Raw genomic sequence first — 25910 nt, forward strand, 5'->3', positions numbered from 1 at the left:
CCTTGTGCCTTTGTGTGGGGCCGGCCGCACCGCAGGGGCCTATAGGGGAGCGGCGCGGTGGCGGGATGGGGATGCAGCTGCTAAAAAAAGCGGCTGATAGATAGCATAAAACCGCCTATCGTACGGGCAATAGGCGGTTTTACAGAAAGAGATCACATGGATTCGGGGGCGGTGATGCCCAACATGCGCAGTACGTTGGCCAGTACCTGCTTGGTGGCCAGGCACAGGTTCAGGCGGGCCTGCAGCAGGTCGTGGGCCTCGCCTTTGACGCGGCAGGCGTTATAGAACTTGTGGAACAGAGTGGCCGTCTCGAGGCAGTACTTGGTCATCTTGGAGGGGTCGAGGGCCTTGGCGCTCTGCTCGATACAGTCGGTGAGACCGGCGAGGTGGCGGATGAGCGCGCGCTCCTGCTCGGTAGAGAGCAGGGCCAGCTGCTCAGGGGTGCAACTCTCGGCGGTGACGCCTTCGGCGGACAGCGCCTTGAGGATGCTGCAGATGCGGGCGTGGGCGTACTGGACGTAGTAGACCGGGTTCTCGGACGAGTTTTTGATGGCCAGGTCGAGGTCGAACTCGCAGTGGGTGTTGGGCTCGCGCTGGTTGAAGAAGAAGCGGGCGGCGTCGACGGGGATCTCGTCGAGCAGGTCTACCAGCGAGATGGCTTTGCCGGTGCGCTTGCTCATGCGGGCGACTTCGCCGCCGCGCATGAGGCGGACCATCTGCATGAGCACCACGTCGAGTTTGCTGCCATCGAGACCGACGGCGTCCATAGCGCCTTTGAGCCGGGCCACGTGGCCGTGGTGGTCGGCGCCCCAGACGTTGACCACCCAATCGAAGCCGCGCTCGGCGAACTTGTTGTAGTGGTAGGCGATGTCGGCGGTAAAGTAGGTGGGCACCCCGTTGGCGCGCACCAGCACGTCGTCTTTTTCGGCGCCGTACTCGGTGGCTTTATACCAGATGGCGCCTTCTTTTTCGTAGGTGAGACCGCGCTCTTTCATCAGGTCGACGATCTTCTGTACGCTGCCATTTTGGTGCAGGACGCTCTCTTTGAACCACACGTCGTAGTGGATGCGGTATTTGGCCAGATCGTCTTTTAGTTTTTGGATGTTCAGCGGCAGCGCGTAATCGACCAGAGCATGGCTGCGCTCCTCGGGGGTGCAGTCGACCAGCTTGTCGCCGTACAGGTCGGCGTACTCCCGGGCGCGCTGCTTGATATCCTCGCCCTGATAGCCGTCCTCGGGGAACTCGACGTTCTCCTCGCCTTTGTAGATCTGCAGGTAGCGAGCGGCCAGCGACTTGCCGAATTTTTCGATCTGGTTGCCGGCGTCGTTGATGTAGAACTCGCGGGTGACCTGGTAGCCGGCCCAGTCGAGCACGCTGGCCAGACAGTCGCCCAGCGCGCCGCCGCGGGCGTTGCCCAGATGCATGGGTCCGGTGGGGTTGGCCGAGACGAACTCGACCATGGCTTTTTGGCCCTGCCCCATGTCGCTGCGGCCATAGTGGTCGCCCTCCTGGCGGACGGCCAGCACCGACTGGGAGAACCAGCTGCCGTTTAAAAAGAAGTTGAGAAAGCCGGGACCGGCCACTTCGCACCGGTCGAAAAAGGTGCCGGACAGGTCGGCGGCCGCCACGATGGCGTCGGCGATCTGGCGGGGGGCGCGCTTAAAGGTGCGGGCGCCGACCATGGCGGCGTTGCAGGCAAAGTCGCCGTGGGCGGTATCGGCCGGGATCTCGACGGCGAAGTCGGGCAGGGGGGCCTCCGGCAGCGCGCCGTCGGCCATGGCTTTGGCCAGCGCGGCCGAGACGATCTGGGCCACTTGCAGTTTGGCCTGTTTAACGAGGTTAGACATGATGTGCTTCTTTCCTTTCTGCTGGGGGGCGCGACGCGGCGGCCCGTGTACCTGTACCGGGGCGCAGAGAGCGGCCCGGGAGCTGTTTGCTGCCGGTGGGCAGCGCAAGAACCGCGGCGCCGCCGACAGGCGGCCGTGGGGCGGCTCTTACACTTTTTGTGCTGCGCGGCGGGGGCAGAGACTACCGGTAGGCAGTGGCTGGACCGGCCTGTGGCGCAAAAAGAGGGTGGGTGGCGGCCCGCCGGGGCGGGCTAAGAGATACGCACCGAGATATCGATGCTGTTTTCGATCTCGTAGTCGCGATCTACGTCGATGGTGTAGGCGAAGGTGAGCTGGCCGCCCATCTCGGTGAGGCGGTTGCGGATGCGGCCGCCCACGATCTCGATATCCATAATGCCGTAGCCGGTATCGTAGCTGCAGGGGTTGCGGCGGCCGCTCTCGATGAGCAGGTGGGTGCGGCTCTTGCCGAAGCGCAGCATGGTGACCGCCTTTTGCCCGTCGACCTTTAGAGTGGTGGTGTCGCCGTCGAAGCCGGTGGCTTCGGTCTCGGTGTAGGAGAGGAAATACTTGCCGTCTTTTTGGTAGAAGTAGCCCTCGGTCACCAGTTCGGTGGTCTCGCTCTCGCCGTCGGCGGTGGAGGTCGCTTTTAGGGTGATGAGCGCGTCTTTTTTCAATACGCCACTCCTTCTCTTGGTCTGTTTTTCGGCGGGGGCGCCGCCTGGGGGCGGGCGCCGGGCCGGCTTTTTAGCTAACTGCTTTATTTTACCCTACTGCCTACAAAAAAACAAGCCCGAGCGGGCTTGTATCGGCCAAAAGTGGCGGTGTATCGGGGGGCTAGACGGCGCTTTCGGGGCTGTTTGCCGGCAGCATGACGGTGAAGCAGGTGCCCTGTGCGCTGCTGGCGGCATGGATGTTGCCGCCGTGGGCGGTGACGATCTCTTTGGCGATGGCCAGGCCCAGCCCGGCACCGCCGTTTTTGGTGCCGCGGGCGCTGTCGAGCCGGTAGAACTTTTCGAAGATGGAGTCGAGCTGGTCTTGGGGGATGATCTTCCCCTGATTGTAAAAGGAGATGAACACCTCGTCTTCCTGCTGCTTGGCGACGATGCGGATAGGGGTGCCGGGGGCGCTGTAGGCAGCGGCGTTTTTGAGGATGTTGTTAAATACCCGGGCCAGCTTGTCGGGGTCGGCCTGGACGGTGAGTTCCGGCGGGGCCTCGACCTCCACCGTGTTGCGGGTGGCCGACAGGATGGGGTAGAACTCGTCGGCCATCTGCCGCAACATGTAGCAGAGGTGCAGCGGCTCTCTGTAGAGGACGATGCTCTGGAGGTTAAAGCGGGTGATCTCGAAAAATTCGTCGATGAGCTGCTCGAGGCGGTAGGCCTTTTCGAGGGTGATGCCGATGTAGCGGGTGCGCTGCTCGGTGGGCAGGTCGGGCGCCTCCTGCAGCAAGTTGAGGTAGGCGATGACCGAGGTGAGCGGCGTTTTGATATCGTGGGCCAGGTAGACCACCAGATCGTTTTTGCGCTGCTCGGCGGCGTGGGCCTCCCAGCTGCGGCGGTCGAGGGTGGTGCGGATATCGGTGATCTTTTTGGCAAAAGGCGCCAGGCTGCTGTCGAGGGCTAAAGCGGCGGCTTCCGGTGCCAGCAGCGTATCCATCCCCATATAGATCTGCTGCAGATCGTCTTGCAGCGCAAACAGCTTGCGGCAGGCCCTGGACAGGGTGAAGATGACCAGCACGGCGATGATATAAAAGGGGAGGTTGCGCTCGGTAAATTTGTAAAAGGAGTAGTCGGTGCCCCAGACGCCGATGCGCAAGATGCCCCGGCAGACCATCCGCCAGATCCTATATGCGGGCGTGTACAGCGGCATGCCCGGAGTCATGAGATAAAAGAGCAGCCCCACCCCGCCGGCGGTGAGCAGCGGCGGCCACAGGATGGAGGTGAGCTGCCGCACCCAGCGGCGCCAGTTGTAGCGTTTTTTTCTGGCCGTTTGCGGCCTGTTTTTACCCCTCAAGTTTATACCCCACTCCCCATACGGTCTTGATGTAGCGGGGGCGGTCTCCCGACTCGCCCATTTTTTCGCGCAGATGGCGGATGTGCACCATGACGGTGTTGTTGTCGCTGGTGTAGTAGCCCTCGCCCCAGACGGACAAGAACAGCTGCTCGGCACTGACCACTTTGCCCCGGTTTTGGCACAGGTGCCAGAGGATGGAGAACTCGGTGGGGGTGAGGGACAGCGGTTTTTCGTTTAGAAAGCACTGGTGGCTGTCGCGGTCGATGATGAGGCCGGAGACGCTGACGACCGAGCCGTCGGCGCCGGCCGTCTCGCCGCCGTAGGTGCGGTACCGGCGCAGCTGCGCCTTGACCCGGGCCACCAGCTCCAGCGGGCGAAAAGGCTTGGTGATGTAGTCGTCGGCCCCCAGCGACAGGCCGCTGATCTTGTCGGTCTCGTCGCCTTTGGCGGTGAGCATGATGACCGGGTAGTTGTGGCCCCCGTCGCGGATGGCCCGGCAGATGGAGAAGCCATCGGCATCGGGCAGCATGACGTCCAGGATGGCCAGGTCAATGGACTGGCTGCCGATACAGGCGATGGCCTGCGCGGCGGTGTAGCACTTGTGGACTGCAAAACCCTCGTTTTTTAAGTAGAGGGCCACTACGTCGGCGATCTCCTGCTCGTCATCCACTACTAAAATATCAGTCTGCAACAAAAATCCTCCTCTTTTGGTATCCGCTCTCTATCATAGCACAGGCGGCTGCGCATTTGTTTAAGAAAACCTTAAAGTGCGGCGGCGGTGCCGACAGCAGCAAAAAGCGGGCCGGACGGCCATGAGGCGCCCGGCCCGCGGTGGGTGTTTGACTTGCCGGCCCGAGCGGCCGCGGCGGTCTGGCCGAAGGTGGCGGTGCTTACAGGTCGTTTACGTCGACGGTCTGCACCTGGCCGCAGAAGGCGTCGCCCATGAAGATCGAGGCCACCGACTGAAAGTCGGACTGGTCGGTGATGTAGTAGGCGTCGGCGGGCTGGCCGTCGCCCCGGTAGGGGGCGGCCAGGTGCTGCTCGTTTAGGATCTGGGCCACCTGGCGGGCGGTGTACACCCCGGGGTCGATCAGGGTGACCCCGTCGCCCAGCACCCGACTGATGACCGGAGCCAGGATGGGGAAATGGGTGCAGCCGAGGATGAGCGTGTCGACCCTTTTTTCGCGGATGAAGGAGAGGTAATCCTGCGCCACCAGCGTGGTGACCGGGTCGTTGGGCCGGATGTAGCCGTTTTCGACCAGCGGTACGAACAGCGGACAGGCGCGGGCCACGGCGGTGACCTTGGGGTCGCAGCGGTGGATGGCGCGGGCAAAGCTGCCGCTGTTTACGGTGGCGGTGGTGCCGATGATGCCCACCTTGCCCACCCGGGTGGCGGCGGCCGCAGCGGCGGCGGTGTGCTCGATGACGCCGCAGTAGGGCACCGGCAGCGCGCGGATGAAGCTGTCGTCGACGGTGGAGCTGATGGTGCCGCAGGCGGCCACAATGAGCTTGACGCCTTGGCGCAGCAAAAAGCCGCTGTCTTGCCCGGCGTAGGTCATGAGGGTGGAGCGGCTGCGGGTGCCGTAGGGGACCCGGGCGGTGTCGCCGAAGTAGACGATCTGCTCGCTGGGCAGCAGCGCCTTGAGCTGCTTGACCACCGTGAGCCCACCCAGGCCGGAATCGAATACGCCGATGGGTCTGGTATCCATAATCATACGCCCCTTTTTGGTGTTTTGGCGACTAGACGACTTGGCGGCTACTGGGCCGCACGCGCGAGCCCCAGCTGGATGAGCCGGTCGCACAGCTCGGGGTAGGGGATGCCGCAGGCGTCCATCATTTTAGGGTACATGCTGATAGAGGTGAAGCCGGGCAGGGTGTTGATCTCGTTTAAGTAGATGAAGTCGTCGCCGACGAAGAAGTCGACCCGCGACAAGCCGGTGCAGCCCAGGGTAGAGAAGGCGCGCCGGGCGATATCCTGTACCTGGCGGAGGGTATCTTCAGGCACCCCGGCGGGGATGAGCAGTTTGCTGGTGCCGGAGATGTATTTGGCCTCGTAGTCGTAGAAGTCGGCCTCGGGCACGATCTCGCCGGGCACGCCGGCGATGAGCTCGCGGTTGCCCAAGACAGCGCACTCCACCTCGTGGGCGGTGATGTTCTTTTCGATGAGCACCTTGCTGTCGTGGGTGAAGGCCAGCAGCACCGCGTCTTTGAGGGCGCTCTCGTCTGACACTTTGGTGACCCCCACCGAAGAGCCGGCGTTGACCGGTTTGACAAAGCAGGGGTAGCCCAGCTTTTGGGCCACCTGCCGCTTATACTGCTCGAACTGGTCCATATCGTATTTGGTGAACCACAAAAACGGGGTGGTGGCGATGCCCGCCTGCTCGAGCAGCACCTTGGTGACCACCTTGTCCATGCAGTTGGCCGAGGAGATGACGTCGCAGCCCACATAGGGGATGCCGCTGAGCTCGAGCAGGCCCTGGATGGTGCCGTCCTCGCCGTTTTTGCCGTGCAGTACCGGGAACACCACATCGACGGCCACAAAGGCGGTGGTGCCGTCGGCGAGGAATTTGGTGATACCTTTTTTAGAGCGGTCGGGCAGGATGGCGCAGCCCACACAGTCGGGGTGGGTCTTATAGCTGCCGTCGGCGATCATGTCGTAATCGCCGGGGAAGTAGAGCCAGCGGCCGGACTTGGTGATGCCGATGGGCAGCACCTCGTACTTGTCGGCGGGGATATTTTTGATGACGCTGGTGGCCGATTGCAGCGAGACTTCGTACTCGCTGGAGACGCCGCCGAATAAGACGGCTACTTTTATTCTGGACATAGTAAAATGCTCCTATCTGCAGCTTTACTGGCCGCGCAGAGATGGGGGCCGCGGCTGTGCGCCGGGCGGTGTACATACCTTTAAATATATACCTATGCGGCGGCCGCCGCTGTTTTGCCCGCCGCCGGGCACCGGGGCCGGTATAGGCTGGTGTGGGGCTGGTGTGGGGCGGTTGTGGGCGGGGCAAGCGGTCTGCCTCAGGTTATTTTAGCACAATTCGCCGCCGCGTTCAATTTATTTGCGACACTATATAAACGGCGCTGTTGCAGATGCGAAGAGGGGAGGCGGACAGGGGAGCGCGCCGGTATAGTGGGCGGCGCGGCAGCTGCCGGTGGAGAAAAATGGAACAGCTCACGGCTAGAATTGGGGCAAACAGCTTGACTTCTGCCCGGGGGTGTGCTATATTGAGTGTACCTCTAAAAAAGGGCTTATTTTTTTGTGCAAAAATTTGTGCGGGACGAGCCCTTCTGAGGGAGGCTAAAAAATCTGAGTATATCAGGAGGTGCCGTTAATGAGAGTGAAGGTCACTTTGGCTTGCACCGAGTGCAAGCAGCGCAACTACAACACCATGAAGAACAAGAAGAACAACCCTGACAGACTGGAAATGAACAAGTATTGCCGTTTCTGCAGGAAACACACTCCGCACAAGGAGACAAAATAGGCGAAAGGCAGGAGGGGACACCCTATGGCAAAAACCAGTACGGATAAAGCGGTGAAAAAGCCCAGCCGTTTCAGCCCCAAACGTATCGCCTCAAGAACAGCCAAGTACTTTAGAGACCTGAGAAGTGAGATCAAAAAGATCGTGTGGCCCGGCAAGAAACAGGTCATCAACAACACCATCGTGGTCATCGTGATGGTGCTGATCGCCGCCGTCGTGCTGTGGGGTCTTGACTCGCTGCTGGGTCTGCTGGTCCAGCTGCTCCTTAAAAACGCTTAGTCGGGCGCAGCCCCGGCGCGTGGAGGGATAAGATTATGTCAGAAACCGCCGCCAGATGGTATGTGGTGCACACCTATTCCGGCTATGAGAACAAGGTGGCCCAGAACCTGGAAAAACTTGTTGAGAACAGAAATCTGCAATCCCTGATTTACGAAGTCAAGGTGCCGACTGAACTGGTCGTCGAACAGAAAGAGGACCAGCAAAAAGAGGTCGAGCGCAAACTGTTTCCCGGTTATGTCCTGGTGAAGATGGAGATGACCGACGATTCCTGGTATGTTGTGCGCAACATACGGGGCGTAACGGGTTTTGTAGGCCCCGGCTCTAAGCCGGTGCCCCTGTCACCCCGCGAAGTAGAGAACCTGGGCGTGGAGAAGCGCTCGTTTAAGGTCGACTACAAGGTGGGCGACAGCGTCAGCATCAAAGAGGGGCCCCTCAAAGATTTTGTGGGGACTGTCGAGGAGCTGGACGCAGAGGCCAACCTGGTGAAGGTGAAGGTCTCGATGTTTGGGCGGGAGACCCCCGTCGAACTGGAGCTGTCGCAGGTACAGCTGGTCTGATTTTTTATGTGAAACACGGCCCTGCCAGCCGCAAAACCGGCATGTGGGAGAAAGAGCGCGCCGCTGCGGCGACTCTATCGCAATGACCACAATCTTTTTGGAGGTGCAAATAAAATGGCACAAAAGGTAGTAGGCTTTATCAAGCTGCAGATCCCCGCAGGAAAAGCGACTCCGGCCCCCCCGGTCGGCCCTGCTCTGGGTCAGCACGGCGTCAATATCATGTCGTTCACCAAGGAATTCAACGAGCGCACCAAAAATGACGTCGGCATGATCATCCCTGTCGTCATCACCGTATACGCTGATCGTTCGTTCAGCTTCATCACCAAGACTCCTCCGGCTGCTGTGCTCATCAAAAAGGCCATCGGTCTGGACAAGGCTTCGGGCGAGCCCAACAAGAACAAAGTCGGCTCGATCACCAAAGAGCAGATCCAGAAGATCGCCGAGACTAAAATGCGCGACCTCAATGCTGCGAGCATCGAGTCGGCCATGAGCATGATCGCCGGTACTGCGCGGAGCATGGGCATCACTGTAGAGGAGTAAAACCCTACTCGTGGGAGGAAATTTCCGCTAATTACCACTATTACAGGGAGGAACGAAAGTGAAACACGGTAAGAAATATACAGATAGCAAGAAGGTCGTAGACACCGACAAGTTGTACGACCTGGAAGAGGCCAGCGCGCTGGTATGTGAGACCGCCAAGGCCAAGTTTGACGAGACCGTTGAGATCCATGTGCGTTTGGGCGTCGACTCCCGCCATGCCGACCAGCAGGTCCGCGGCGCGGTAGTGCTGCCCAACGGTACCGGTAAGACGGTGCGCACTCTGGTGTTTTGCAAGGGCGACAACGAGAAACTGGCCCAGGAGGCCGGGGCAGATTACATCGGTGCCGAGGATATGATCCCCAAGATCCAGGGCGGCTGGATGGATTTCGACGTGGTCATCGCCACCCCCGACATGATGGGCGTGGTCGGCCGTTTGGGTAAAGTGCTGGGCCCCCGTGGCCTGATGCCCAACCCCAAAGCCGGCACCGTTACCCCCGATGTGGCCAGAGCCATCACCGAGGCCAAGGCCGGTAAGATCGAGTACCGCTTGGACAAATCGAACATCATCCACTGCCCGGCCGGCAAAGTTTCCTTTGGCCCGGAGAAGCTCGGCGAGAACATCAGCACCCTGATGGACGCCATCGTGAAGGCAAAACCCGCCGCTGCCAAAGGCACCTACATCAAGTCTTGCGTCATCGCCTCTACCATGGGGCCTGGCGTAAAGGTGAACCCCAACAAGTTCATTCAGCAGTAAGCAAAAAAGCGTTTGACTTTTTGGCGCTTACCTGCTAGAATATATTTGCTGTCATTCTAAGACAGCAGGTGCACCCGTGCGTAATAGGGAGAGTATTCCCTGCCTGCCGAGGATGAGGTCTTACAGAATACATCGCTTTGCCATTGTATTTTCGAGCCCTTCTTCGCGCACACGCCGAAGAAGGGCTCTTCCTTTTTCCAAGTGACGGCACTGTGTACACCAAAACGACTTAACCGGAGGTGAATTCATTTGCCAAGCGAGAAGATTTTACTGCAGAAACAGCAGCTGGTCGCCGAGCTCAAAGAGAAGATCGAGGGCTCTATGGCCGGTGTTCTGGTCAGCTACAAAGGCATCAACGTGGAGGACGACACCGCGCTGCGCCGCGAGCTGCGTGAGGCCGGCGTAGATTACGCGGTCGTTAAAAACACCATGCTGCGCCTGGCTGTTGCCGGCACCCCTTACGAGGAGCTGGTAGGCGAAATGAAGGGGAGCACGGCTCTGGCCGTATCGAAAGATGACCCCATCAGCGCTGCGAAGATCCTGAGCAAGTACGCCGACAAGGCCCAGAATGGCTTTGCCGTGAAGGCGGGCTTCTTAGAGGGCAAGACCCTGGATCTGGCCGGCGTGAGCGAGATCGCCAAACTGCCCAGCCGCGAGGAGCTGCTCAGCATGCTGTGCAGCGCTCTGGAGGGCAACATCCGCGGGCTGGCTGTTGCGCTCAACGCGATCGTGGAGAAAGACGGCGAGGGAGAGGCTGCTTAATCGCCTCTGTTTTTGCCCCACAACAACTTAAAAATTAGGAGGTAGCTACAATGGCTTCTGAGAAAATCCTGAAATTCGTAGAAGAGGTAAAAACTCTGTCTGTTATGGAACTGTCTGAGCTGGTAAAGGCCATCGAGGAGGAGTTTGGTGTTTCTGCCGCTGCTCCCGTTATGGTTGCTGGCCCCGCTGCCGGTGCCGCTGCTGCTGAGGAGAAGACCGAGTTTGACGTAGTGCTGGCTGATGTTGGCGGCAGCAAGATGCAGGTCATCAAAGCTGTGAAAGAGATCACCGGTCTGGGCCTGAAAGAGTCTAAAGAGCTGGTCGAGGGTGCTCCCAAGGCTATTAAAGAGGCTGTCGGCAAAGACGAGGCCGAAGAGCTCAAAAAGAAACTGGAAGACGTCGGCGCCAAAGTCGAGCTCAAGTAAGTTTTTTACAATCGAGAGAAAGCCGCTCCGCAAGGGGCGGCTTTTTTGCGTGCAAAAATGGGGGGTGTAGTGCCGCGGTGTTGATGGCGCTGTGGTGTTGTGGTGTTGTAGTGTTGTAGTGCTGTGGGGCGGATGAGGGGCGAGCCGGGAAAGAAATAGGCCCGGCAGGGGGAGCGGGGACTTATGGGGGCAAATGGGGGAGAGACAGATCTGCGGACAAGTGGGCGATATCTATAATTTGTGGGGGGAAAGATGGTGGAGAGTGCCGGGGCAAAAGCGGGGCGCGGCCCTTGACTGTATAGGGGCTATATAGTTTATGATAGAGAAAACGACCGCTTTACAGTGGAGGAGGACATGACAATGGCGACAGAAAAAAAGATACCGGTGATACTGGACTGCGATACCGGCGGCGACGATGCGATGGCAATGGCACTGGCGATCGCCAGCGAGAAATTGCAGGTGCTGGGAGTTACGACGGTGGCCGGCAACGTGCCGCTGGACAAGGTGGTGCGCAACACCAGAAACACTTTGTCTTGCACCGACCCGGCCGTTCCCTATGCGGTGGGGGCGGCGAAACCACAGGCCCGAGCGCTCATCGACTCGGGGCGGCCGGGCCACGTATTATTTGAGGCCTATGACCAGGTGGAGAACGCACCGGACGAGCGGGACGCCGTCACCTTTATGGCCGACCTCATCCGCCAGAGCCCCGACCCGGTGACACTGATACCGCTGGCCCCGCTCACCAATATCGCCGCGCTGCTGCGGCAGTACCCGGAGCTAAAGTCAAACATTGCCCAGATGGTGATCATGGGTGGCTCGTTTACCGGCGGCAACGCCACCGGCTATGCTGAATTTAACATCTATGTGGACCCGGAAGCGGCGGCAGAGGTGTTTTCGGCCGGAATACCGCTGGTGATGTGCGGTGAGGAGGTCTGCCTGCAGTCGCGAGTGGGGCGGCCGCAGATCGAGGCGCTGACAGCGCTGGGCAATGACCAGGCCAAGGCATTTGCCGAGGAGCTGGAGCTGGGCCTGCGTGAGGGGGAGAGCATTATTTTTGACGCGGTGACGGTGGCGTGGCTGGAGCGGCCGGAGATGTTTGAGAGCCGCCCGGCCGAGGTGTACATCGAGTGTGCCGACCAGAAACGGCTGGGACAGACGGTGGTGGATTTTTACGCCGCCCAGCCCAATGCTGTGGTGCCCCTGAATATGGACAGACAGGGTTTTGGCCAGATGATGGTGGACCTGTTTGCCGGCTATAGCCGCAAATAGACCGCATGGGCGGTGAAACTGCGCAGTATCTAAAAATATAAACAGCGGCGCTGCTGACAATGGAGCGTGCAAAAAGAGACATCCCCCGGGGATGTCTCTTTTTTGTTGTCCTGCGGCCGCTCTTTAAAGGGTGAAGGTGGGAGGAAAGGTCTGCGGCCGATGTGAGAAAAACGGGGGCAGAAGAGGTGGAGACCCGAATGGGGCATACGGTTGGGCCTGGTGTGGGGCGGGGGCGAGAGCGCACAGGCAGCCGGAGATGCGGCAGTGTAAGGATCACAGCATTGGGGGAGAGGGAAAAGTTAAAAATGGGTGTGAGCGCTGCCGGGCGATGAGGATAGGTGCCAAAGTAGCGGTGTGGTGATAGCCGTGTGGCTGGTGCCGAGCGGGGATATGGGGAGCCGGCGTGCGGTCTTGGATACGCGGCGAGAGCAGGGGCATATGTAGGGCAGAGCGGTGGGCCGGCGTTATACGGAGGGTGACACTGGTAGGGTCATGAGACGGCGGGAGCAGGGTGAGCAGAGGGAGCAGGGGGATCAGGTGGGACAGAGCTGCTCTTTGAGCAGGCGGATAAACAGCTCCATAGCCGGGGCGACCCACTTGTTTTTGTGGTAGGTGCAGACAGTGGCGACTTCGGGGCGGGGGACGGCGGCGGGGAGCGCCCGCAGGGTACCTTGCCGGAGCTCCTCCTCCACGGTGAAGCGGGGCAGATAGGAGACCCCGATGTTGCCGCTGACGCTGCGCTTGATGGCCTCGGTGCTGAGGATCTCGATCTCGCCGTTTAAGGTGATCGCGGCGGTGCGCAGATACGCATCGAACATCTGCTGGTAGAGGCTGTTTTTATCAGCTGTGAGCAGGCAGAGATCCTTTTGCTGGCCGGGCGTGACAAAGTCCTGCTCCTGCTGGTGTAAGGCGGGGCTGCCCACCAGCACCAGCGGGTAGCTGCCGAGTTTTTGGGTGACCAGAGACGGCCCGTAGCCGCCGATATCGTAGTGGATGCCGATATCGACGGCACCGTTTATGAGTTGGCGCCGAATCTCGTAGCAGTTGGGGGTCTGCAGAGAGAGCTTTACCGCGGGCGCAGCACGGCGAAAGGCGGCGAGTACCGGTGACATCTGGTAGGAGAGCAGTGTTTCGGGCAGGGCGATACGCAGGGTACCGGTCAGCTGGCGGCCGTGCTGGCTGTACTGCTGCAAGCGCTCGGCGGCGGCGAGGACCTCCTCGATATAGGGCAGCAGCTCCCGCCCCGACTGGGTGAGGACCATTTTGCGGCCGATCTTCTCAAACAGCGCCGTTGACAGCGACTGTGAAAGCAACTGCATTTGCAGAGTGACGGTAGACTGGGCGTAGTGCAGCCGCTCGGCTGCCTTTTGAAAACTGCCGGCGTCGAGGATAGTTTTGAAGGTGTACAGATATTTGAGCTCCATGAAAGGTATCTCCTATATAGTTTATATTTAATGAAGTCTGAATTGGAAATATTCTATTAGACTGAATGATTCTTATAAGCTATTATAGTAGAGCAAAGGAGGGGAGTCAAGGATGAGAGCAAACTGGCGCCAGGAGCCGTGCTGCTGGTGGAAGAGAGTGGCATTTTACCTGTTGGGGCTGCTGCTGACCTGCTTGGGGGTGGCGGTGATCTTGCAGACCGACTGGGGGCTGGATGCCTGGAACGGTGTTTTTGCAGGATTGGCAGCGTGTACGCCGCTGTCGCTGGGCGGGTGGTCGATGATCGTGCAGGGAAGTTTTTGGGTAATTGCCGCACTGCTCTGCCGCCGGGCGCAGTGGCTGTGCGTGATACCGATCGCCTTGAAGGGCCTGTTTTTAGACCTGTCAAAAGCGGCAGTTGCCCGCTGGGCGATCCCCCCGGGCTTTTGGCCGGGATGCACATGCTTTTTACTGGGCTATTTGCTGGTGGCGCTGGGCACCGGCATCTACGTGTCGACCGGATTTGCCAAAATGCCTATCGACGGGTTGATGCTGGCGCTGGCAGAACGGTTTTGCTGGCGGGTACAGCGGGCGCGTTTGGCGATCGAGCTGTGCGGGTTTGCGGTGCTGCTATTCGTGCAGGGACCATTTGGCGGCGGCACGGTGCTTATCACCTTGACCATTGGCCAGGTGGTGGCGGCTGCCAGCACCTTTTCACAAATATGGCTGTTTGCCGGCGGCTGTACAGACACCGCCGGCAGCGGCACAAGAGCGATCGAGGAGGATATACATGGAGATAGGCGTATATAGAGAGCGGGACCGAGAGGCGGTGATCGAGCTGGTGCTGCACTGCCAGAATGACGGCACCAGGCCCCCGGTCTCGGTGCAGGACCAGCCGGAGCTGCTGTGCATCGAGCGCGCGTACATGGCCGGTGGCGGCAACTTTTGGGTGGCCCGAGATGAGGGGCGGGTGGCCGGTAGTATTGGCCTGATGCGCGCGGGGGAGGAGACGGGCATACTAAAGAAATTTTTTGTGTATGAGCAGTACCGGGGCGCGCCCCACCATCTGGGCAGCCAGCTGTATGCGGTACTGCTGGCTTTTGCCAGAGAGCAGGGCCTGCGGCGGCTGATCTTGGATACGCCCCAAAATACAGAGCGGGCACACAAGTTTTACGAGCGGGCTGGATTTTACAAGATACCGGAGCAACAGCTGCCGCTGGTCTACGATCACCCCTACTGCGATTGTGACTTTTTTTGCCTGGACCTGTGACCAGATCGAGGGGCTGGGCATTGTATGGCGCTGTATGGTAGTACTGTACAGTGCTGGGGAGCACTGAAGAGGGCTGGGCGGAGTTGGGCAGAGTTGGGGGGCTTGGGGGGCTTGGGCGAGAGAGATGGGCGGCGTGGGATGGAGGCGGCGAGGTAACTTTTTTATTTTGGGCGGGCTGCTTGACCGAGTTTGAGCAGCCCGCTTTTTGTGCTTGTGGGGAGTGGGAAAAAGTGCGCGGACTATTACAGACTATTGCGGACTATGTGACAGGGAGATACCCGGCCGGCAGGTGCAGCTGGGACCGAGGAACGGGCTGCCGGCGGAAAACGGCGGTGTAGGGATGCGTTTTGCTGGGCAGCTAGTCCATTTTAGCGGGCGATGTGCTTGGCGGGGCAGACAGCCGGGTAAGCGGTGATAACAGGGGGAGAGCGTACAGCGATGAGCGGGTGATGGTTTATAAAGTGCCGGCCGAACGGTGCAGCTATCGGACGAATGGGGGGAAGGTGGTGCGGCGGCGATGCCCGGTTGACGTTGACCAGGTATGGGAACTGCCTATTGGGCCTATTGCGGGGACCTATTTGCAGGGGCAGTGCAAACCGAGCAGGTAGCAGTGCAGTGCCGGGATGAGATGAGGTGGTGGGGCGCCTGCCTGTACAAAAGCGGCCCGGTGCATATGCACCGGGCCGCGCTCTTTACAATTTGTATTTTTTGTGGCGCTTGATCTTACCCTTTTTCTTTTGCAGGTTGATGGAGCGTATGACGAAGAGGATATACACCAGGATAAAGAGAATGACCAGCACCAGTATGATCTTGGCGGCGGTGGAGGACAGAGCGCCGTGTATGGCGTCGGCTATTTTTAAGATGGTGGAGCCCTTGACGTCTTTTTCGGCCAGCATGTCCACCTCGCCGATGGTCTCGCCGCCCAGCTTGAGGGTCATCTTGCCGATCTTATCGCCTTTTTTCACCGGGGCGACGATCTCTTCATCGTCGAGAGTGGCCACGTACTGCACGGCGGTCTTGTCGGCTCCGCTGGGCAGCAGCAGCGTCACGTCGCTGGCGGCGGTGAGGATGAGCACATCGGTATCGAACGACTGCTTGATCTTTACCTCGTGCAGTACCGAGCCTTTTTCTACCAGTGTCTCGAGGTCGAAGTTGTTGTGCGCCCAGTCGTAGAACTGCTGAGTTTGGGTGAAAGCCTGGTTGTCGTCGTCATCAGTGTTGGGGGCGTTCATGACTACCAGCAGCAGGTTTTCGCCGTCGCGCTGGTAGGTGGAGACGAAACAGCGGCCGGCGTTGTCGGTAGTGCCGGTCTTGATGCCCTTGATATAGGGGTTATACAGGTCGCCGCCGCGGTACTCATCCTGCATGAGGATGGTGGTGACCACCACCTGCTCCTCGCGGATGTTGGTTTGCGGCAAGGTGTAGCGGGTGGAGGTGCAGATATCGCGGAAACCGTTTACGCCCAGAGCGTATTGGGCGATGGTGGCCATGTCGCGGGGGGAGGTGTAGTGGCCGTCGGCGTCCAGCCCGTGGGGGTTGACGAAGTGGGTGTTGGTACAGCCCAGCTCGGCGGCCTTTTTGTTCATCATCTCGGCAAAGCCCTCGATGCTGCCGCCGAAATGGTCGGCGATGATGCTGGCGGCCTCGTTGGCCGACTGCAGCATCATACAGTAGAGCAGGTCTTTGACGCTGAGCTGCTCGCCGGGGGAGATGCCGGCTGTGGAGACGTTGATGCCCACGAACTCGTCGTAGATATAGGACGGGGCGGTGACCATCTCGCCCAGATCCTGACAGTTTTCCAGCGCGACGATGGTGCTCATCACCTTGGTCATCGAGGCGGGGGCCATCTGCTTATCGGCGTTTTGCTCGTAGAGCACTTGGCCGGTGTCCAGCGACATGAGGAATACCCCCTCGTCGGCGGGCACCTCGAAATCGGGCTCGTAGGCGCTGGCGGGGAGGATGACGGCGGTGATACATATACATACTGTCAGCAGGACAGCGAGGAATTTTCTGCTCTTTTTCATAGTAGACATCTACCCTTAAAATATTGTATGATGAAAGCACATGCAGCGGGAAAATGAGCCCGCGGCCGCGCGATCTGTTTAAAATGCTTGCAGGCGGGTGGAAGATGGGCTTTTGTGGGCCCAATAAGCCACTCTACGCTCATTAGTATAGCAAATCGCACGGCAAAAAACAATGAAGGAAATCTTAATTAAGGGGGCATATCCATTGAAATACGGCTTTGATACCATGGCTATCCACAGCGGCCAACAGCTGGACAGCCAGACCTATTCGCGGGCGCTGCCCATCTACCAGACCACCGCCTACGGATTTGAAGATCTGCAGCACGCCCAGGACCTGTTTGAGCTCAAGGCGCCGGGCAACATCTACTCCCGCATCTCCAACCCCACCCAGCAGACGCTGGAGGAGCGGGTGGCGGCGCTGGACGGCGGCGTGGGGGCGCTGGCTTTTGCCTCGGGCCATGCGGCCATCTGTGCGGTGATGCTCAACCTGGCGGCGTGCGGTGACAACATCGTGTCTTCCGACAAGATCTATGGCGGGGCCATCAATCTGCTGGGGCCCACCTTTGCCGGGATGGGCATCACCACCACTTTTGTGGACACCAACGATCTTACCGCCTGGGAGGCCGCCACCGACGACCGCACCAAAGCCTATTTTGTGGAGGGTATCGGCAACCCCAACGCCAATGTGGCCGACATCGAAAAGCTGGCTGAATTGGCCCACCGCCACGGGATCCCGCTCATCGTCGACTCGACCTTTACCACCCCGTACCTGCAGCGGCCCATCGAGTTTGGGGCCGATATCGTGGTGCACTCGGCCACCAAGTACCTGGGCGGCCACGGCACCAGCATGGCCGGTGTGGTGGTGGACTCGGGCAATTTTGTCTTTGCCGGCAACGGGCGCTTCCCCCAGTATAACCAGCCGGACGGCAGCTACCACGGCTGCGTGTTTGCCAAGGATTTTGGCAATGCCGGGTTTATCAGCCGGCTGCGGGCGCTGTACCTGCGGGACCTGGGCGCCTGCCTGAGCCCGTTTAACGCCTTTATGATCTGTCAGGGTATCGAGACGCTGTCGCTGCGCATGCAGCGCCACTGTGAAAACGCCCTGAAGGTGGCCGAGTTTTTAGAGGGACACCCGGCGGTGGATAAGGTGAATTATCCGCTGCTGCCCTCCAGCCCCGATTACCAGCTGGCTAAAAAGTACCTGCCCAAGGGGGCGTCCAGCGTGTTTACCTTTGAGCTGCACGGCGGCAAAGAGGCCGGCGCCAAGTTCATCAGCGCGCTGAAGCTGTTTTCGCACGTGGCCAATGTGGGCGACGTGCGCAGTTTGGTGATCCACCCGGGCACCACTACCCACAGTCAGTTGACCCCAGAGCAGCTGAAGGCGGCCGGCATCACCGCCGGCACGGTGCGGCTGTCGGTGGGACTGGAGGAGATCGGCGATATTTTGGCCGATCTCGAGCAGGCGCTGGCGGCCACCTGCTAGGGGGCGATGCTGTGCTGTATATAACCGGTGATACCCACGGCGACTATGACCGCTTTGAGGACAAGGCGGTGCGCCGCCTGAAACAGGGCGATGTGCTGGTGGTCTGCGGCGATTTTGGCTTTGTGTGGGACGGGGGCAAGCGCGAGCAGAAGATCTTAAAAAAGCTGGGCAAAAAGAAGTATACCATCCTATTCGTGCCCGGCTCGGGCGACAACTACGACCTGCTGCGCGAATACCCGGAGGAGACGGTGTACGGCGCCCCGGCCCGCCGTATCGAGCAGGGGGTGTACCAGCTGCTCACCGGCCAGTTTTACGATATTGACGGCAAGCGATTGCTGGCTTTTGGCGGCGGCGAGTCGATGGATCAGGATATCATTGGCCGCGAGCTGTTTTGCGACCAGCTGCCGACCAAGGCCGAGCTGGACGTTTTTTGCCAGCAGCACGCCGGCGAGAAGACCGACCTGGTGGTGTCGTATGAGCCGCCGTATGCGATCGCCTCGTTTTTGGATCTGGAGGCCAAAGCCGACAGCTATTATGGCCTGTACCTGGACACGATCTCGCGGCAGATCGAGTTTAAACAGTGGTTTTTTGGCAAGCACCACGTGGATAAGCGGGTGACGCCGCGCTACATGGGCGTGTTTGAAAAGGTAGTGCCGTACCGCTAGTGGCGGGGACGACGAAAATATTTTGTACATAGGAAAAAGCGGCCTGTATCAGGCCGCTTTTTCAGTTGCAAACGCACGATCATGTTTTTAGTGAAGTTTCGCTACACTTATTTGAGCTGGAAAGATTTGCAGTCGGTGCACTGATCCATGGTGGGGTTGAGCTCATGGGTGCCCACGGTGATGCAGTCCAGGGCGCAGAAGTTCTCGTTCTCGCAGTGGTTTTTGCACTGCTGGACGGTACATTTGATCGACTTGTTGGCTTTGCAGTTGTGCATGATACATACCTCCAAAATTTAAGTGGGGACTTGCCTGCTAGTAGTATGTGCAGATCTGGTGGAGGCTATCCTGGAAATTTTTAAAAAAACAGGTCTTCAGACAGCATTGGCGGCCGCAGGGGGGGGTATTTATAAAATTGCGGGTATTGGGCTATGTGGCAGCAGAGCTTTGCAGTGACAGGCGGGGGAGATGCAGGTACGGCAGACGGACAGAAGACTACTCGAGATCCTGTATGTTCATTTTTTCTATTTGAGCGCGCTTTTTTATTCTTCTGCGGCAGAGCCAGTATATGCAGAGGAAGATCAGGGTGGGGATGTTGTGGAAGAAAAGTGAAGATAGGACGCGATGTATGGCATGGGGGAGCGGTATGGAAACTGGTGGAAGCGCCCAGAGAAAGACTTTTAAACCGGCATTGAAAAAAGACAGGATGGGGAGTATGTAGCCCAGCCACTTGTGATCTTTATTTGAGAGGAAGTACTGCAGTAAAGAGAAACCGATCAGCGGAATTAGTTGAAAAATGAATATGGCGAGCCTTGGCATCCATGTGAGCTGGTCATCCATAAGTGTTGCCCCTCCTTTGTCGCATCGCACAGACGATAAAAAGACTTTATTTCAGGTCTTGGATATTCATTTTTTCGATCTGTTTTTTCTTTTTATGCTTTCCGCGGCAGGCCAAATAGATACAGAGAAAAACGGCGGTGGGGATGTTGGCGGAGGCAAAAGAAGAAAACCACTGCGCTACTATGCGTGGCCCCGATATGTTTTGTAAAGGCAAAAGCCAACTTATAAGTGGTAAAGAATGCAGGAAGGTCAAAAGTGGGAGTATGAGCCCTGGCCACCAGCGCTTTATTTTGCAGAGGAAGTACTGGAGCACTGAAAAGAGAAAGAGGAAAGCGGTGCCAAAGACAGCCAGTTTTATGAGATAGGTCCAGACAGACGTTTCGCTCATGTCTACGGCGCCTCCTCTTGCTTTTTGTATGCAGTTATCAGCAGTTTGGCGGTGCTGAAATCCATTTTTTCGTTGACGGCCAGGCGCTTGATGGTGGCTATGTAGGGGTCCTCGATCGCCTCTTCGGCGATCTTTATTTTTTGTATCAGTTTATCGAACTTTAACCTCACGGGGGGATAGGAGACCCCGTACTGTTTGGCGGTCTCTTTTTGAGAGCCGGAAGCCAGCAGAATTTTTTGATGAAGGTCACGCCCCCGTCGTCGAGATGTACCATCCAGTCGGGTAAAACATCCATAACTGCCATGCACATCCTCTAATTTTGAAAATGTGCGAAGTTTCTTTTATGGAAGATAGCATTACTAAACAGTGGCTTATGCTAAATAGTATTTAAAAATTTGCAGGTCATACGTATCGTCTTGAAAAGGAAACGGGAATGTGGAAAAATGTGGGTAGTGCTGTTGCGAGAGGGGCCGGAAAGCTGGACGGCTTGCAACCGAAGTGCTGCGGCGATGACAAGACCGGGATAGGAGATGGAGAAAGTGGGAGAACAGAGACAAAATTACTACGGCAGTTTGTGCACGGAGATGTATGAGATCTTACATGCCGAAGCACCGCGGGATGAGCTGGCGTTTTACCTCTCTTTTGCCGGTAAAGGAGAGAAGATATTGGAACCGCTGTGTGGGAGCGGGCGCTTTTTGGTCCCTTTTTTAAAGAGAGGGTTTGATATTAGCGGTGTAGACCTATCGGAGGAGATGCTGGAAAAATTAAAGCAAAAAGCACCTGCGGCAAAGGTCGTTCAGGCAGACATTCTAGAATTTGCGCCCCAAGAAAAATTTCACTATATCTTTATCACCTCTGGCTCGATGTCTCTGTTTACGGATATTGACCTGTGTAAAGAGATCCTGTGCAAATTGAAGGACCTGCTTTTGCCGGGGGGCCGCCTTGTCTTTGCGGTGGATACCATCGCTACACGGTGTACAGACGACAGCACATATAAAGAAGCGATCTCGGTAAAGACAAAAGAGGGGTTTGACCTGATCTTAAAGAGCAAAAATCACTATGATGAACAGAGCCAGACCCAATTTTCGCCGGGGATATATGAACTGTATAACGGCACCGAGCTGCTGCAGAGTGAAGCGATGGATTTTCAGACGCATCTTTACCGGTTTGGGGAGATGCAGCAGTATTTGCAGGAGGTCGGGTTCAGAGAGATCACCACGTATACATCTTTCAGTAAAGAGATCGCCTTGGATGACCGGGGTGAGATGTTCTTATTTGTGTGCAGATGCTGACTGGCCAGTGTTTGCCAGCTGTGCGCGCGCAGGCTGTAAAAACATAGAGGGGCGCCTGGTGGCGCCCCTCTAGCGGTCGTTATAGGTGATCGCGTGTGCAGTGCGGCTATCTGTTTTTGACGGGGCTCCAGATCTCGCCGAAGATGAAGATATAGTTATGACTGGCCAGCCCGTGGAACGCCCAATTTGACAGGATGCCCGTCACCGACTTGTGGACGGAGGTGGGGGGCTATCTGGTCCAGAGCAGTTTTTGTATGGCGTGTGCGCTGCCGCCGGGTACTTAAAAGAAGGCAGGTCGCCGACGGTGCTTTGGGTACCGTAAACTTATCGAGTACAGAGAGATTGGAACAGGAGCTGGCAGAGTATATGGGCATGCACCGAGAGGTATCTCTGCTGTGGCCGTAAAGTGCTGAGATGTGGTGATCGCTGCCAAAGCAGCCCAATGGGCCCCCGATCTGAACGGGTACAGGTCATTATCGCACTTACTGAAAAACTGCGGCACCTGCTTTTATGGCGTTTTCTGATCGGCGCTGACGGTGGTGCTGATGGCGATAGGGAGGGCTATTTTGGGGGTAGCCCTTGAGCGAAGCACCTGTATTGCGCGCAGGTATAGACGCGGTGCTGTGTGGTTTTTAAGTGCCCGATTGGACGCCTTCGGCGGCTCACTGCCATATTGGGGGGCATCGATCACCATACATTTGCCAGCCCGCAGCTCAAAGGCGATCAGAGTCGGTCACCGGTGTCGAACGTTTCCCGGCAGCAGTACCCCGGTGCGGTGTGAAAACATCTACTGAAAATGATGGGTAGAGCAGCGGGCGATCTGCGTGGCGCGCGGGCGGCGCAGCCGTAGGAGATGACCTCTGCCAGATGTGTCTCGATGCAGTTGATGACTACACGCGTATCGTCGAGCCAATCTATTGCTTTCCCACCTCTTTAGAGTAGAACGCGCAGAACCTTTTGGAGGTGCGCCCATATACCATGGGAGATTAGAAAACTGACGCGCTTATTGGTGCATATATGGAAAAGCGGGCGGACCAACAATATGGTCCGCCCGCTTTTCCGGTTATTTTCGGCCCCTGCTGTGCCGGTGGCAGCTGGCTATTACTACCCCAACAGGGCCCGCAGGCGGTGCAGATCTTTGCTGGTCAGGTCGCGGCACAGAAACAGCAGCGCAAAGTAGAGCACGAGGAATAGGACCAGCCGAACGGGAAACGCCGACAGCACCGGCGGCAGCCCGCGGGTAGCGACAAAACCTGCGATGAGGCAGCAGAGCAGCGGCTTGGCCACCCAACCCGGCGCCAGGTAAGAGAAGTCGACCCGGCGGCGCAGCAGCCACCAGCCGGCGACGAGGTTGTAGGTGGTGGTGCAGTAGAGGGTGAACAGATACCCGGCCAGCCCCCAGACGGGCAGCAGGAAGTAGAGCAGTACGACGGTGAGCATCATATCGGTCAGGTTTTGGATCATGACGTGAAATTGCAGACCCAGGCCTTTGAGCATACAGTCGGTGACGTGATCCATGTAGATGAGCGGGCACAGCGGCGCCAACAGGCGCAGGTAGACCGCGACGCCTTTGGTGCTGAAGATACCCGAGACCGGACCGGGGAAAAAGAGAAAGACGGCCATGACCCCGCAGCAGAAAACAAAGGTGATGCGCAAAATGTGAGACAGGCTGCGGCCCAGTTTTTCGCGCTGGCCGCGGGTGTGCAGCCGCACGATGGCCGGGATGAGCAGCATGGAGAAGCTGACCAGCAGCGCCGCCGGATAGGAGAGCAGGGGCATGGCCATGCCGCTGAGCACGCCGTAGCGCTCCATGGCGTCGGCGATGCCGCTCTTGGCAAAGCCCTGGGGCACCAGCGTGTTTTCGAGGGTGTGAAAGGCGCTCTGCAGGTTTTGGCACACGGCCAGCGGCAGGCAGATCTTTACCAGCGCCAGCGCGATAGAGCCTTTGGCGGCGGTAAGAGCAGATGGCGGCAACTGGGCAGAGGTGAATTTTTTGCGGCTGACGCGGTAGAGCACCGAGAGATAAAAAGCCGGCACGATCTCGGAGAGAGACGAGGCAAAAAAGATAAGAGCCAGTGCCGCATCCATCTGGCGGGGGGGAGAGGCGGCAAAAGCAGCCATGACGATGCCCATTTTGGTAAAGCGCTTGAGCACCTGCGACAGCTCGCTGCGCACCACTTCGCCGGTGGCGTAGAAATACCCCTGCAGGCAGCCGCTGATAGCGGCGAACGGCAGCGAGACCGAAAACAGCCGCAGCGGAGTGGCCAGGATAGGCTGACCCAGCATTTTGGACACCGGTGCGGCGCCAAAATAGAGCAGCCCGGTGGCAATACAGCCCAGTACGGCGGCAAAAGCCAGCGCTCGCAACACCACCTGCGGCACCCGGTGCCACTGTTTTTTGGCGATAGCGCGGGAGCACAGGGTGGTGACGCCCAGCCCCAGACCGCCGCAGGCCAGTGTACAGCCAAAGCCGTAGACCGAGTAGATCAGCTGGTAAAGGCCCATGCCCGCGGCGCCGATCTGCCCGGAGAGGTAGATCTTGAAAGAGATGCTCAGGGTGCGCAAAAACAGCGCCAGCACCGTGAGCGCACCGGCCCCCCACAGCCGCTGTAGCCAGACGTGGCGGGAGTGATTTTTGGCGATAGCCGTTTGCACGATGGGAGTTCCCCCCTCTTTTGGCCTAGATAGGTCTTTACACTTTACCAGCATATGCACGGGTAAAGCGGGGTAGAAGAGGACAGCAGCGGTTGCACATCGTGTCGTTTTTTCCTATAATGAGATAAATGGAACCGGCATCATAGAGCGATCCGGCAGCGCGTAAAAAAGCGAGGAGCACAGGGGCATGACAGGCGGTGCGGAGACAGACCCCGACTTGTACACCGCCGAGGCGGTGATAGATTGCAGGCTGCTGGCGGGAAAAGCGGCGCACCCGGCCTGACCAATGGCCCAATTATTGCCGCTTTTGGTGCTTTGGCGGGGGCCGGGTCGTGAACACGGCGGCTGGCGGTACCTGCCCGTTAGAAAACTGTGAAAAGATAAACTGACAAGCAGGGTAAGGCACTGCAGACGATGGCAGTCGGCTGCGTGCGGCCGCTGTGCGATACAAGTATAGCCCATACACTCGGCAAAAGAGCGGGGGCTACATGTTTGCGGGGGAGCGGGGCCGCGGTCAGCAACAGGCAGGTACCGGGCGGCTTGCCGATTTTGCCGCTGCGGCCCGCCGCGGTCCGCTGCGGGGAAGAATTGGCCGCAGATGTGGGTGGCGCCGAGAGAGGACGATCTCAGATGACGGCTGAGAGCTGTTTTATATAGGTGGGTGCCGGCCGATGGCCGGCGGTGGAGGTGCAGGCTATGTGGTCGATCAAGTGTGAACAGTGTGGGGCCTCGGTGCCCATAGAAGAGGGAAAGAATACGGCGACCTGTCCATTTTGTGATACGGTGATCTGTCTGCCGTCAGGCGGCAGAGCGGGCCGAGAGGGGCAAATGATCTCTGCCCGCTCGCTGCTGCAGCGCGCCAAGATGTTTTTGCGCGACGGCGACAGAATACATGCGGCGAGTTATATAGAGTGGGTGCTGAATGCCGACGCCAGCTGCAGCGAGGCCTACTGGTGCCGACTGATGTTGAAGATGGGAGCTGACCGGCCGGAGCAGATGGAGAAACTGGAGTGCTCTATTGCCCAAGAGCCGGACTTTTTACGGGCGGTGGAGTTTGGCAGCCCCGAACAGCGAGAGACATATTTGGCCTGTGAGGAAAAGATACAGCAGTGGCTGCAGGGCCCGGAAATGAAAGCGAAGCGAGAAAATGAGCAGTACAGACAGGAGATGCTGCGCCGGGAGAGCGCGGAGCGGGCCGAGATCGCCCGTGCGCTGGAGAGAAATAGCGCGCCTGAAACAGACAACAGGGAGTATGGCTGTGCACTGTGGGTAGTGGCGGGAGCGGTACTGTTTATGCTGTTGGTGGTGCTTTTGACAAAGGCGTGAGGAGCGGGGAGTAAGAGATGGAAACAGGCAGTATTTACCTGTAAAAATTGTGGCGCCCAACTGGAGATATTGCCGGGTCAGGATTAGATGACCTGCCGATTTTGTGGTGGCGTGAGCCTGCTTCAGGACCTGAAGGTGCAGGTGACGACAGCCGGTGCGATGACAGCCAGAGGGCGGCTGGCTTGGAGGACGGAGACTTTGCCGCGGTGGCGGATTATTTTGAGCGGGCGCTGGATATAGAGCCTTTTTTAGCCAGCGCTTATATGGGCAAGCTGTTGGCTGAGCTAAAGCTGTGCTCGGAAGATGCGCTAGAAAACAGTACGGAGGTGTTGGAGCAGTATAGCGCTTATCAAAAAGCAGTTCGTTTTGCCCGGGGAGAGCAGTTGGAGCGCTACGGCGGATATGCGCGTGCCGCGGCTAAAAACAGGGCGGCTGCCGCTGCCAGCTATGAGCCTGGCAAGTTGACGGAGGCAGAGGTCGAGCGCAGGCAAGTAACATGGTCGCGGTGGGCGATGACTGTGCTGTTGGGGGCAGGGTTGCTGGTACTGCTGTTCGCGGCGGCTGTGGCAGCTAGATAGTGCCCGGTGCGGACCGACCCCGAGAGCGGGGCCGGTTTTTAT

Annotated in this window: 27 protein-coding genes, 1 pseudogene and 1 other annotated feature; of the genes and pseudogenes, 15 read left to right on the forward strand and 13 right to left on the reverse strand. The window is 58.5% G+C overall.

Going from position 1 to position 25910, the window contains the following annotated elements; all coding sequences use genetic code 11:
• Positions 1-152: 152 nt before the first annotated feature.
• The 6 genes from argS to H8K20_RS01170 all read right to left on the reverse strand — a co-directional run bounded on the left by argS (position 153) and on the right by H8K20_RS01170 (position 6684).
• Positions 153-1847, reverse strand: a complete 1695-nt coding sequence (argS, locus tag H8K20_RS01145; RefSeq protein WP_105203338.1) for an arginine--tRNA ligase — start codon at positions 1845-1847, stop codon at positions 153-155.
• A 251-nt stretch (positions 1848-2098) separates the two neighbouring features.
• Positions 2099-2521: a YwiB family protein gene (locus H8K20_RS01150; protein ID WP_164998065.1), complete on the reverse strand. Its 423-nt coding sequence runs from the start codon at positions 2519-2521 to the stop codon at positions 2099-2101.
• Between the two features lie 160 nt (positions 2522-2681).
• Positions 2682-3860: a sensor histidine kinase gene (locus tag H8K20_RS01155; protein WP_243206161.1), complete on the reverse strand. Its 1179-nt coding sequence runs from the start codon at positions 3858-3860 to the stop codon at positions 2682-2684.
• Positions 3850-4551: a VanR-ABDEGLN family response regulator transcription factor gene (vanR, locus tag H8K20_RS01160; protein WP_186487229.1), complete on the reverse strand. Its 702-nt coding sequence runs from the start codon at positions 4549-4551 to the stop codon at positions 3850-3852. Before vanR ends, H8K20_RS01155 begins: the two co-directional genes overlap by 11 nt.
• Positions 4552-4750: 199 nt before the next feature.
• Entirely contained in the window at positions 4751-5569 is an 819-nt protein-coding gene (gene murI / locus H8K20_RS01165; protein ID WP_186487230.1) for a glutamate racemase, read from the reverse strand.
• Between the two features lie 47 nt (positions 5570-5616).
• The gene (locus tag H8K20_RS01170) at positions 5617-6684 is read right to left on the reverse strand and encodes a D-alanine--D-alanine ligase family protein (RefSeq protein ID WP_186487231.1); all 1068 of its coding nucleotides are present in this window, start codon (positions 6682-6684) and stop codon (positions 5617-5619) included.
• A gap of 511 nt (positions 6685-7195) precedes the next feature.
• Here H8K20_RS01170 and rpmG point away from each other — a divergent pair.
• From rpmG to H8K20_RS01210, 8 genes are all read left to right on the forward strand, one after another.
• The gene (rpmG, locus tag H8K20_RS01175) at positions 7196-7345 is read left to right on the forward strand and encodes a 50S ribosomal protein L33 (protein WP_105203343.1); all 150 of its coding nucleotides are present in this window, start codon (positions 7196-7198) and stop codon (positions 7343-7345) included.
• Positions 7346-7369: 24 nt separating this feature from the next.
• Complete coding sequence (gene secE, locus H8K20_RS01180) at positions 7370-7621, forward strand: preprotein translocase subunit SecE (RefSeq protein WP_105203344.1); 252 nt, start codon at positions 7370-7372, stop codon at positions 7619-7621.
• A gap of 35 nt (positions 7622-7656) precedes the next feature.
• Positions 7657-8178, forward strand: a complete 522-nt coding sequence (gene nusG / locus H8K20_RS01185; RefSeq protein ID WP_105203345.1) for a transcription termination/antitermination protein NusG — start codon at positions 7657-7659, stop codon at positions 8176-8178.
• A 114-nt stretch (positions 8179-8292) separates the two neighbouring features.
• A complete protein-coding gene (gene rplK / locus H8K20_RS01190) occupies positions 8293-8718 on the forward strand; it encodes a 50S ribosomal protein L11 (protein WP_105203346.1) in 426 nt (141 codons plus the stop codon).
• Positions 8719-8776: 58 nt separating this feature from the next.
• Positions 8777-9472: a 50S ribosomal protein L1 gene (rplA, locus tag H8K20_RS01195; RefSeq protein ID WP_105203347.1), complete on the forward strand. Its 696-nt coding sequence runs from the start codon at positions 8777-8779 to the stop codon at positions 9470-9472.
• Between the two features lie 37 nt (positions 9473-9509).
• Positions 9510-9673 (forward strand) — a sequence feature (ribosomal protein L10 leader region).
• Positions 9674-9721: 48 nt separating this feature from the next.
• Entirely contained in the window at positions 9722-10234 is a 513-nt protein-coding gene (gene rplJ / locus H8K20_RS01200; protein ID WP_105203348.1) for a 50S ribosomal protein L10, read from the forward strand.
• A 50-nt stretch (positions 10235-10284) separates the two neighbouring features.
• Positions 10285-10659 (forward strand): 50S ribosomal protein L7/L12, encoded by a 375-nt coding sequence (rplL, locus tag H8K20_RS01205; protein WP_105203349.1) that lies wholly within the window; start codon positions 10285-10287, stop codon positions 10657-10659.
• Between the two features lie 360 nt (positions 10660-11019).
• Positions 11020-11928 (forward strand): nucleoside hydrolase, encoded by a 909-nt coding sequence (locus tag H8K20_RS01210; protein ID WP_186487232.1) that lies wholly within the window; start codon positions 11020-11022, stop codon positions 11926-11928.
• Positions 11929-12461: 533 nt separating this feature from the next.
• On the opposite strand, the gene H8K20_RS01215 is transcribed toward H8K20_RS01210, so the two are convergent.
• The gene (locus H8K20_RS01215) at positions 12462-13352 is read right to left on the reverse strand and encodes a LysR family transcriptional regulator (RefSeq protein ID WP_186487233.1); all 891 of its coding nucleotides are present in this window, start codon (positions 13350-13352) and stop codon (positions 12462-12464) included.
• 112 nt (positions 13353-13464) lie between these two features.
• On the opposite strand from H8K20_RS01215, the gene H8K20_RS01220 reads away from it, so the two are divergent.
• Together H8K20_RS01220 and H8K20_RS01225 are read left to right on the forward strand one after the other, a co-directional pair.
• Positions 13465-14160, forward strand: a complete 696-nt coding sequence (locus tag H8K20_RS01220) for a YczE/YyaS/YitT family protein (RefSeq protein WP_186487234.1) — start codon at positions 13465-13467, stop codon at positions 14158-14160.
• Positions 14141-14620 (forward strand): GNAT family N-acetyltransferase, encoded by a 480-nt coding sequence (locus H8K20_RS01225; RefSeq protein ID WP_186487235.1) that lies wholly within the window; start codon positions 14141-14143, stop codon positions 14618-14620. Before H8K20_RS01220 ends, H8K20_RS01225 begins: the two co-directional genes overlap by 20 nt.
• Before the next feature lie 692 nt (positions 14621-15312).
• Here the strand turns inward: H8K20_RS01225 and H8K20_RS01230 are convergent.
• Positions 15313-16644 (reverse strand): D-alanyl-D-alanine carboxypeptidase family protein, encoded by a 1332-nt coding sequence (locus H8K20_RS01230; protein ID WP_186487236.1) that lies wholly within the window; start codon positions 16642-16644, stop codon positions 15313-15315.
• Positions 16645-16870: 226 nt separating this feature from the next.
• On the opposite strand from H8K20_RS01230, the gene H8K20_RS01235 reads away from it, so the two are divergent.
• Positions 16871-18127, forward strand: coding sequence for an O-acetylhomoserine aminocarboxypropyltransferase/cysteine synthase family protein (locus H8K20_RS01235; RefSeq protein WP_243206221.1), 1257 nt, complete (start codon positions 16871-16873; stop codon positions 18125-18127).
• An 11-nt stretch (positions 18128-18138) separates the two neighbouring features.
• The gene (locus H8K20_RS01240) at positions 18139-18792 is read left to right on the forward strand and encodes a metallophosphoesterase (RefSeq protein WP_186487237.1); all 654 of its coding nucleotides are present in this window, start codon (positions 18139-18141) and stop codon (positions 18790-18792) included.
• 107 nt (positions 18793-18899) lie between these two features.
• Here H8K20_RS01240 and H8K20_RS01245 read toward each other — a convergent pair whose 3' ends face one another.
• The 4 genes and pseudogenes from H8K20_RS01245 to H8K20_RS01260 all read right to left on the reverse strand — a co-directional run bounded on the left by H8K20_RS01245 (position 18900) and on the right by H8K20_RS01260 (position 20312).
• Complete coding sequence (locus tag H8K20_RS01245; protein ID WP_105203356.1) at positions 18900-19067, reverse strand: DUF1540 domain-containing protein; 168 nt, start codon at positions 19065-19067, stop codon at positions 18900-18902.
• A gap of 217 nt (positions 19068-19284) precedes the next feature.
• Positions 19285-19629: a hypothetical protein gene (locus tag H8K20_RS01250; protein ID WP_105203357.1), complete on the reverse strand. Its 345-nt coding sequence runs from the start codon at positions 19627-19629 to the stop codon at positions 19285-19287.
• A gap of 46 nt (positions 19630-19675) precedes the next feature.
• On the reverse strand, positions 19676-20017 hold the full coding sequence (locus tag H8K20_RS01255) for a hypothetical protein (RefSeq protein ID WP_186487238.1): 342 nt from the start codon (positions 20015-20017) through the stop codon (positions 19676-19678).
• A 2-nt stretch (positions 20018-20019) separates the two neighbouring features.
• A pseudogene (locus H8K20_RS01260) lies at positions 20020-20312 on the reverse strand (DUF2089 family protein).
• Positions 20313-20556: 244 nt separating this feature from the next.
• Between H8K20_RS01260 and H8K20_RS01265 the strand changes: the two are divergent.
• Complete coding sequence (locus H8K20_RS01265; protein WP_341480798.1) at positions 20557-21309, forward strand: class I SAM-dependent methyltransferase; 753 nt, start codon at positions 20557-20559, stop codon at positions 21307-21309.
• 1104 nt (positions 21310-22413) lie between these two features.
• On the opposite strand, the gene H8K20_RS01270 is transcribed toward H8K20_RS01265, so the two are convergent.
• Entirely contained in the window at positions 22414-23964 is a 1551-nt protein-coding gene (locus H8K20_RS01270) for an MATE family efflux transporter (protein WP_186487240.1), read from the reverse strand.
• Between the two features lie 696 nt (positions 23965-24660).
• On the opposite strand from H8K20_RS01270, the gene H8K20_RS01275 reads away from it, so the two are divergent.
• Together H8K20_RS01275 and H8K20_RS01280 are read left to right on the forward strand one after the other, a co-directional pair.
• A complete protein-coding gene (locus tag H8K20_RS01275; protein WP_186487241.1) occupies positions 24661-25290 on the forward strand; it encodes a TFIIB-type zinc ribbon-containing protein in 630 nt (209 codons plus the stop codon).
• Between the two features lie 182 nt (positions 25291-25472).
• Positions 25473-25868, forward strand: a complete 396-nt coding sequence (locus tag H8K20_RS01280) for a hypothetical protein (protein WP_186487242.1) — start codon at positions 25473-25475, stop codon at positions 25866-25868.
• The last annotated feature ends 42 nt before the right edge of the window (positions 25869-25910 follow it).

The sequence above is a fragment of the Neobittarella massiliensis (ex Bilen et al. 2018) genome (assembly GCF_014269355.1).
GTDB lineage: Bacteria > Bacillota > Clostridia > Oscillospirales > Ruminococcaceae > Neobittarella > Neobittarella massiliensis.

Coding starts and splice junctions, on each gene's coding strand:
- H8K20_RS01245 (WP_105203356.1), bottom strand. CDS start 19,067: ATGCACAACTGCAAAGCCAACAAGTCGATCAAATGTACCGTCCAGCAG.
- H8K20_RS01215 (WP_186487233.1), bottom strand. CDS start 13,352: ATGGAGCTCAAATATCTGTACACCTTCAAAACTATCCTCGACGCCGGC.
- H8K20_RS01220 (WP_186487234.1), top strand. CDS start 13,465: ATGAGAGCAAACTGGCGCCAGGAGCCGTGCTGCTGGTGGAAGAGAGTG.
- secE (WP_105203344.1), top strand. CDS start 7,370: ATGGCAAAAACCAGTACGGATAAAGCGGTGAAAAAGCCCAGCCGTTTC.
- H8K20_RS01225 (WP_186487235.1), top strand. CDS start 14,141: ATGGAGATAGGCGTATATAGAGAGCGGGACCGAGAGGCGGTGATCGAG.
- H8K20_RS01235 (WP_243206221.1), top strand. CDS start 16,871: ATGGCTATCCACAGCGGCCAACAGCTGGACAGCCAGACCTATTCGCGG.
- argS (WP_105203338.1), bottom strand. CDS start 1,847: ATGTCTAACCTCGTTAAACAGGCCAAACTGCAAGTGGCCCAGATCGTC.
- H8K20_RS01210 (WP_186487232.1), top strand. CDS start 11,020: ATGGCGACAGAAAAAAAGATACCGGTGATACTGGACTGCGATACCGGC.
- murI (WP_186487230.1), bottom strand. CDS start 5,569: ATGGATACCAGACCCATCGGCGTATTCGATTCCGGCCTGGGTGGGCTC.
- H8K20_RS01275 (WP_186487241.1), top strand. CDS start 24,661: ATGTGGTCGATCAAGTGTGAACAGTGTGGGGCCTCGGTGCCCATAGAA.
- nusG (WP_105203345.1), top strand. CDS start 7,657: ATGTCAGAAACCGCCGCCAGATGGTATGTGGTGCACACCTATTCCGGC.
- rpmG (WP_105203343.1), top strand. CDS start 7,196: ATGAGAGTGAAGGTCACTTTGGCTTGCACCGAGTGCAAGCAGCGCAAC.
- rplL (WP_105203349.1), top strand. CDS start 10,285: ATGGCTTCTGAGAAAATCCTGAAATTCGTAGAAGAGGTAAAAACTCTG.
- H8K20_RS01170 (WP_186487231.1), bottom strand. CDS start 6,684: ATGTCCAGAATAAAAGTAGCCGTCTTATTCGGCGGCGTCTCCAGCGAG.
- rplK (WP_105203346.1), top strand. CDS start 8,293: ATGGCACAAAAGGTAGTAGGCTTTATCAAGCTGCAGATCCCCGCAGGA.
- H8K20_RS01250 (WP_105203357.1), bottom strand. CDS start 19,629: ATGGATGACCAGCTCACATGGATGCCAAGGCTCGCCATATTCATTTTT.
- H8K20_RS01255 (WP_186487238.1), bottom strand. CDS start 20,017: ATGAGCGAAACGTCTGTCTGGACCTATCTCATAAAACTGGCTGTCTTT.
- H8K20_RS01230 (WP_186487236.1), bottom strand. CDS start 16,644: ATGAAAAAGAGCAGAAAATTCCTCGCTGTCCTGCTGACAGTATGTATA.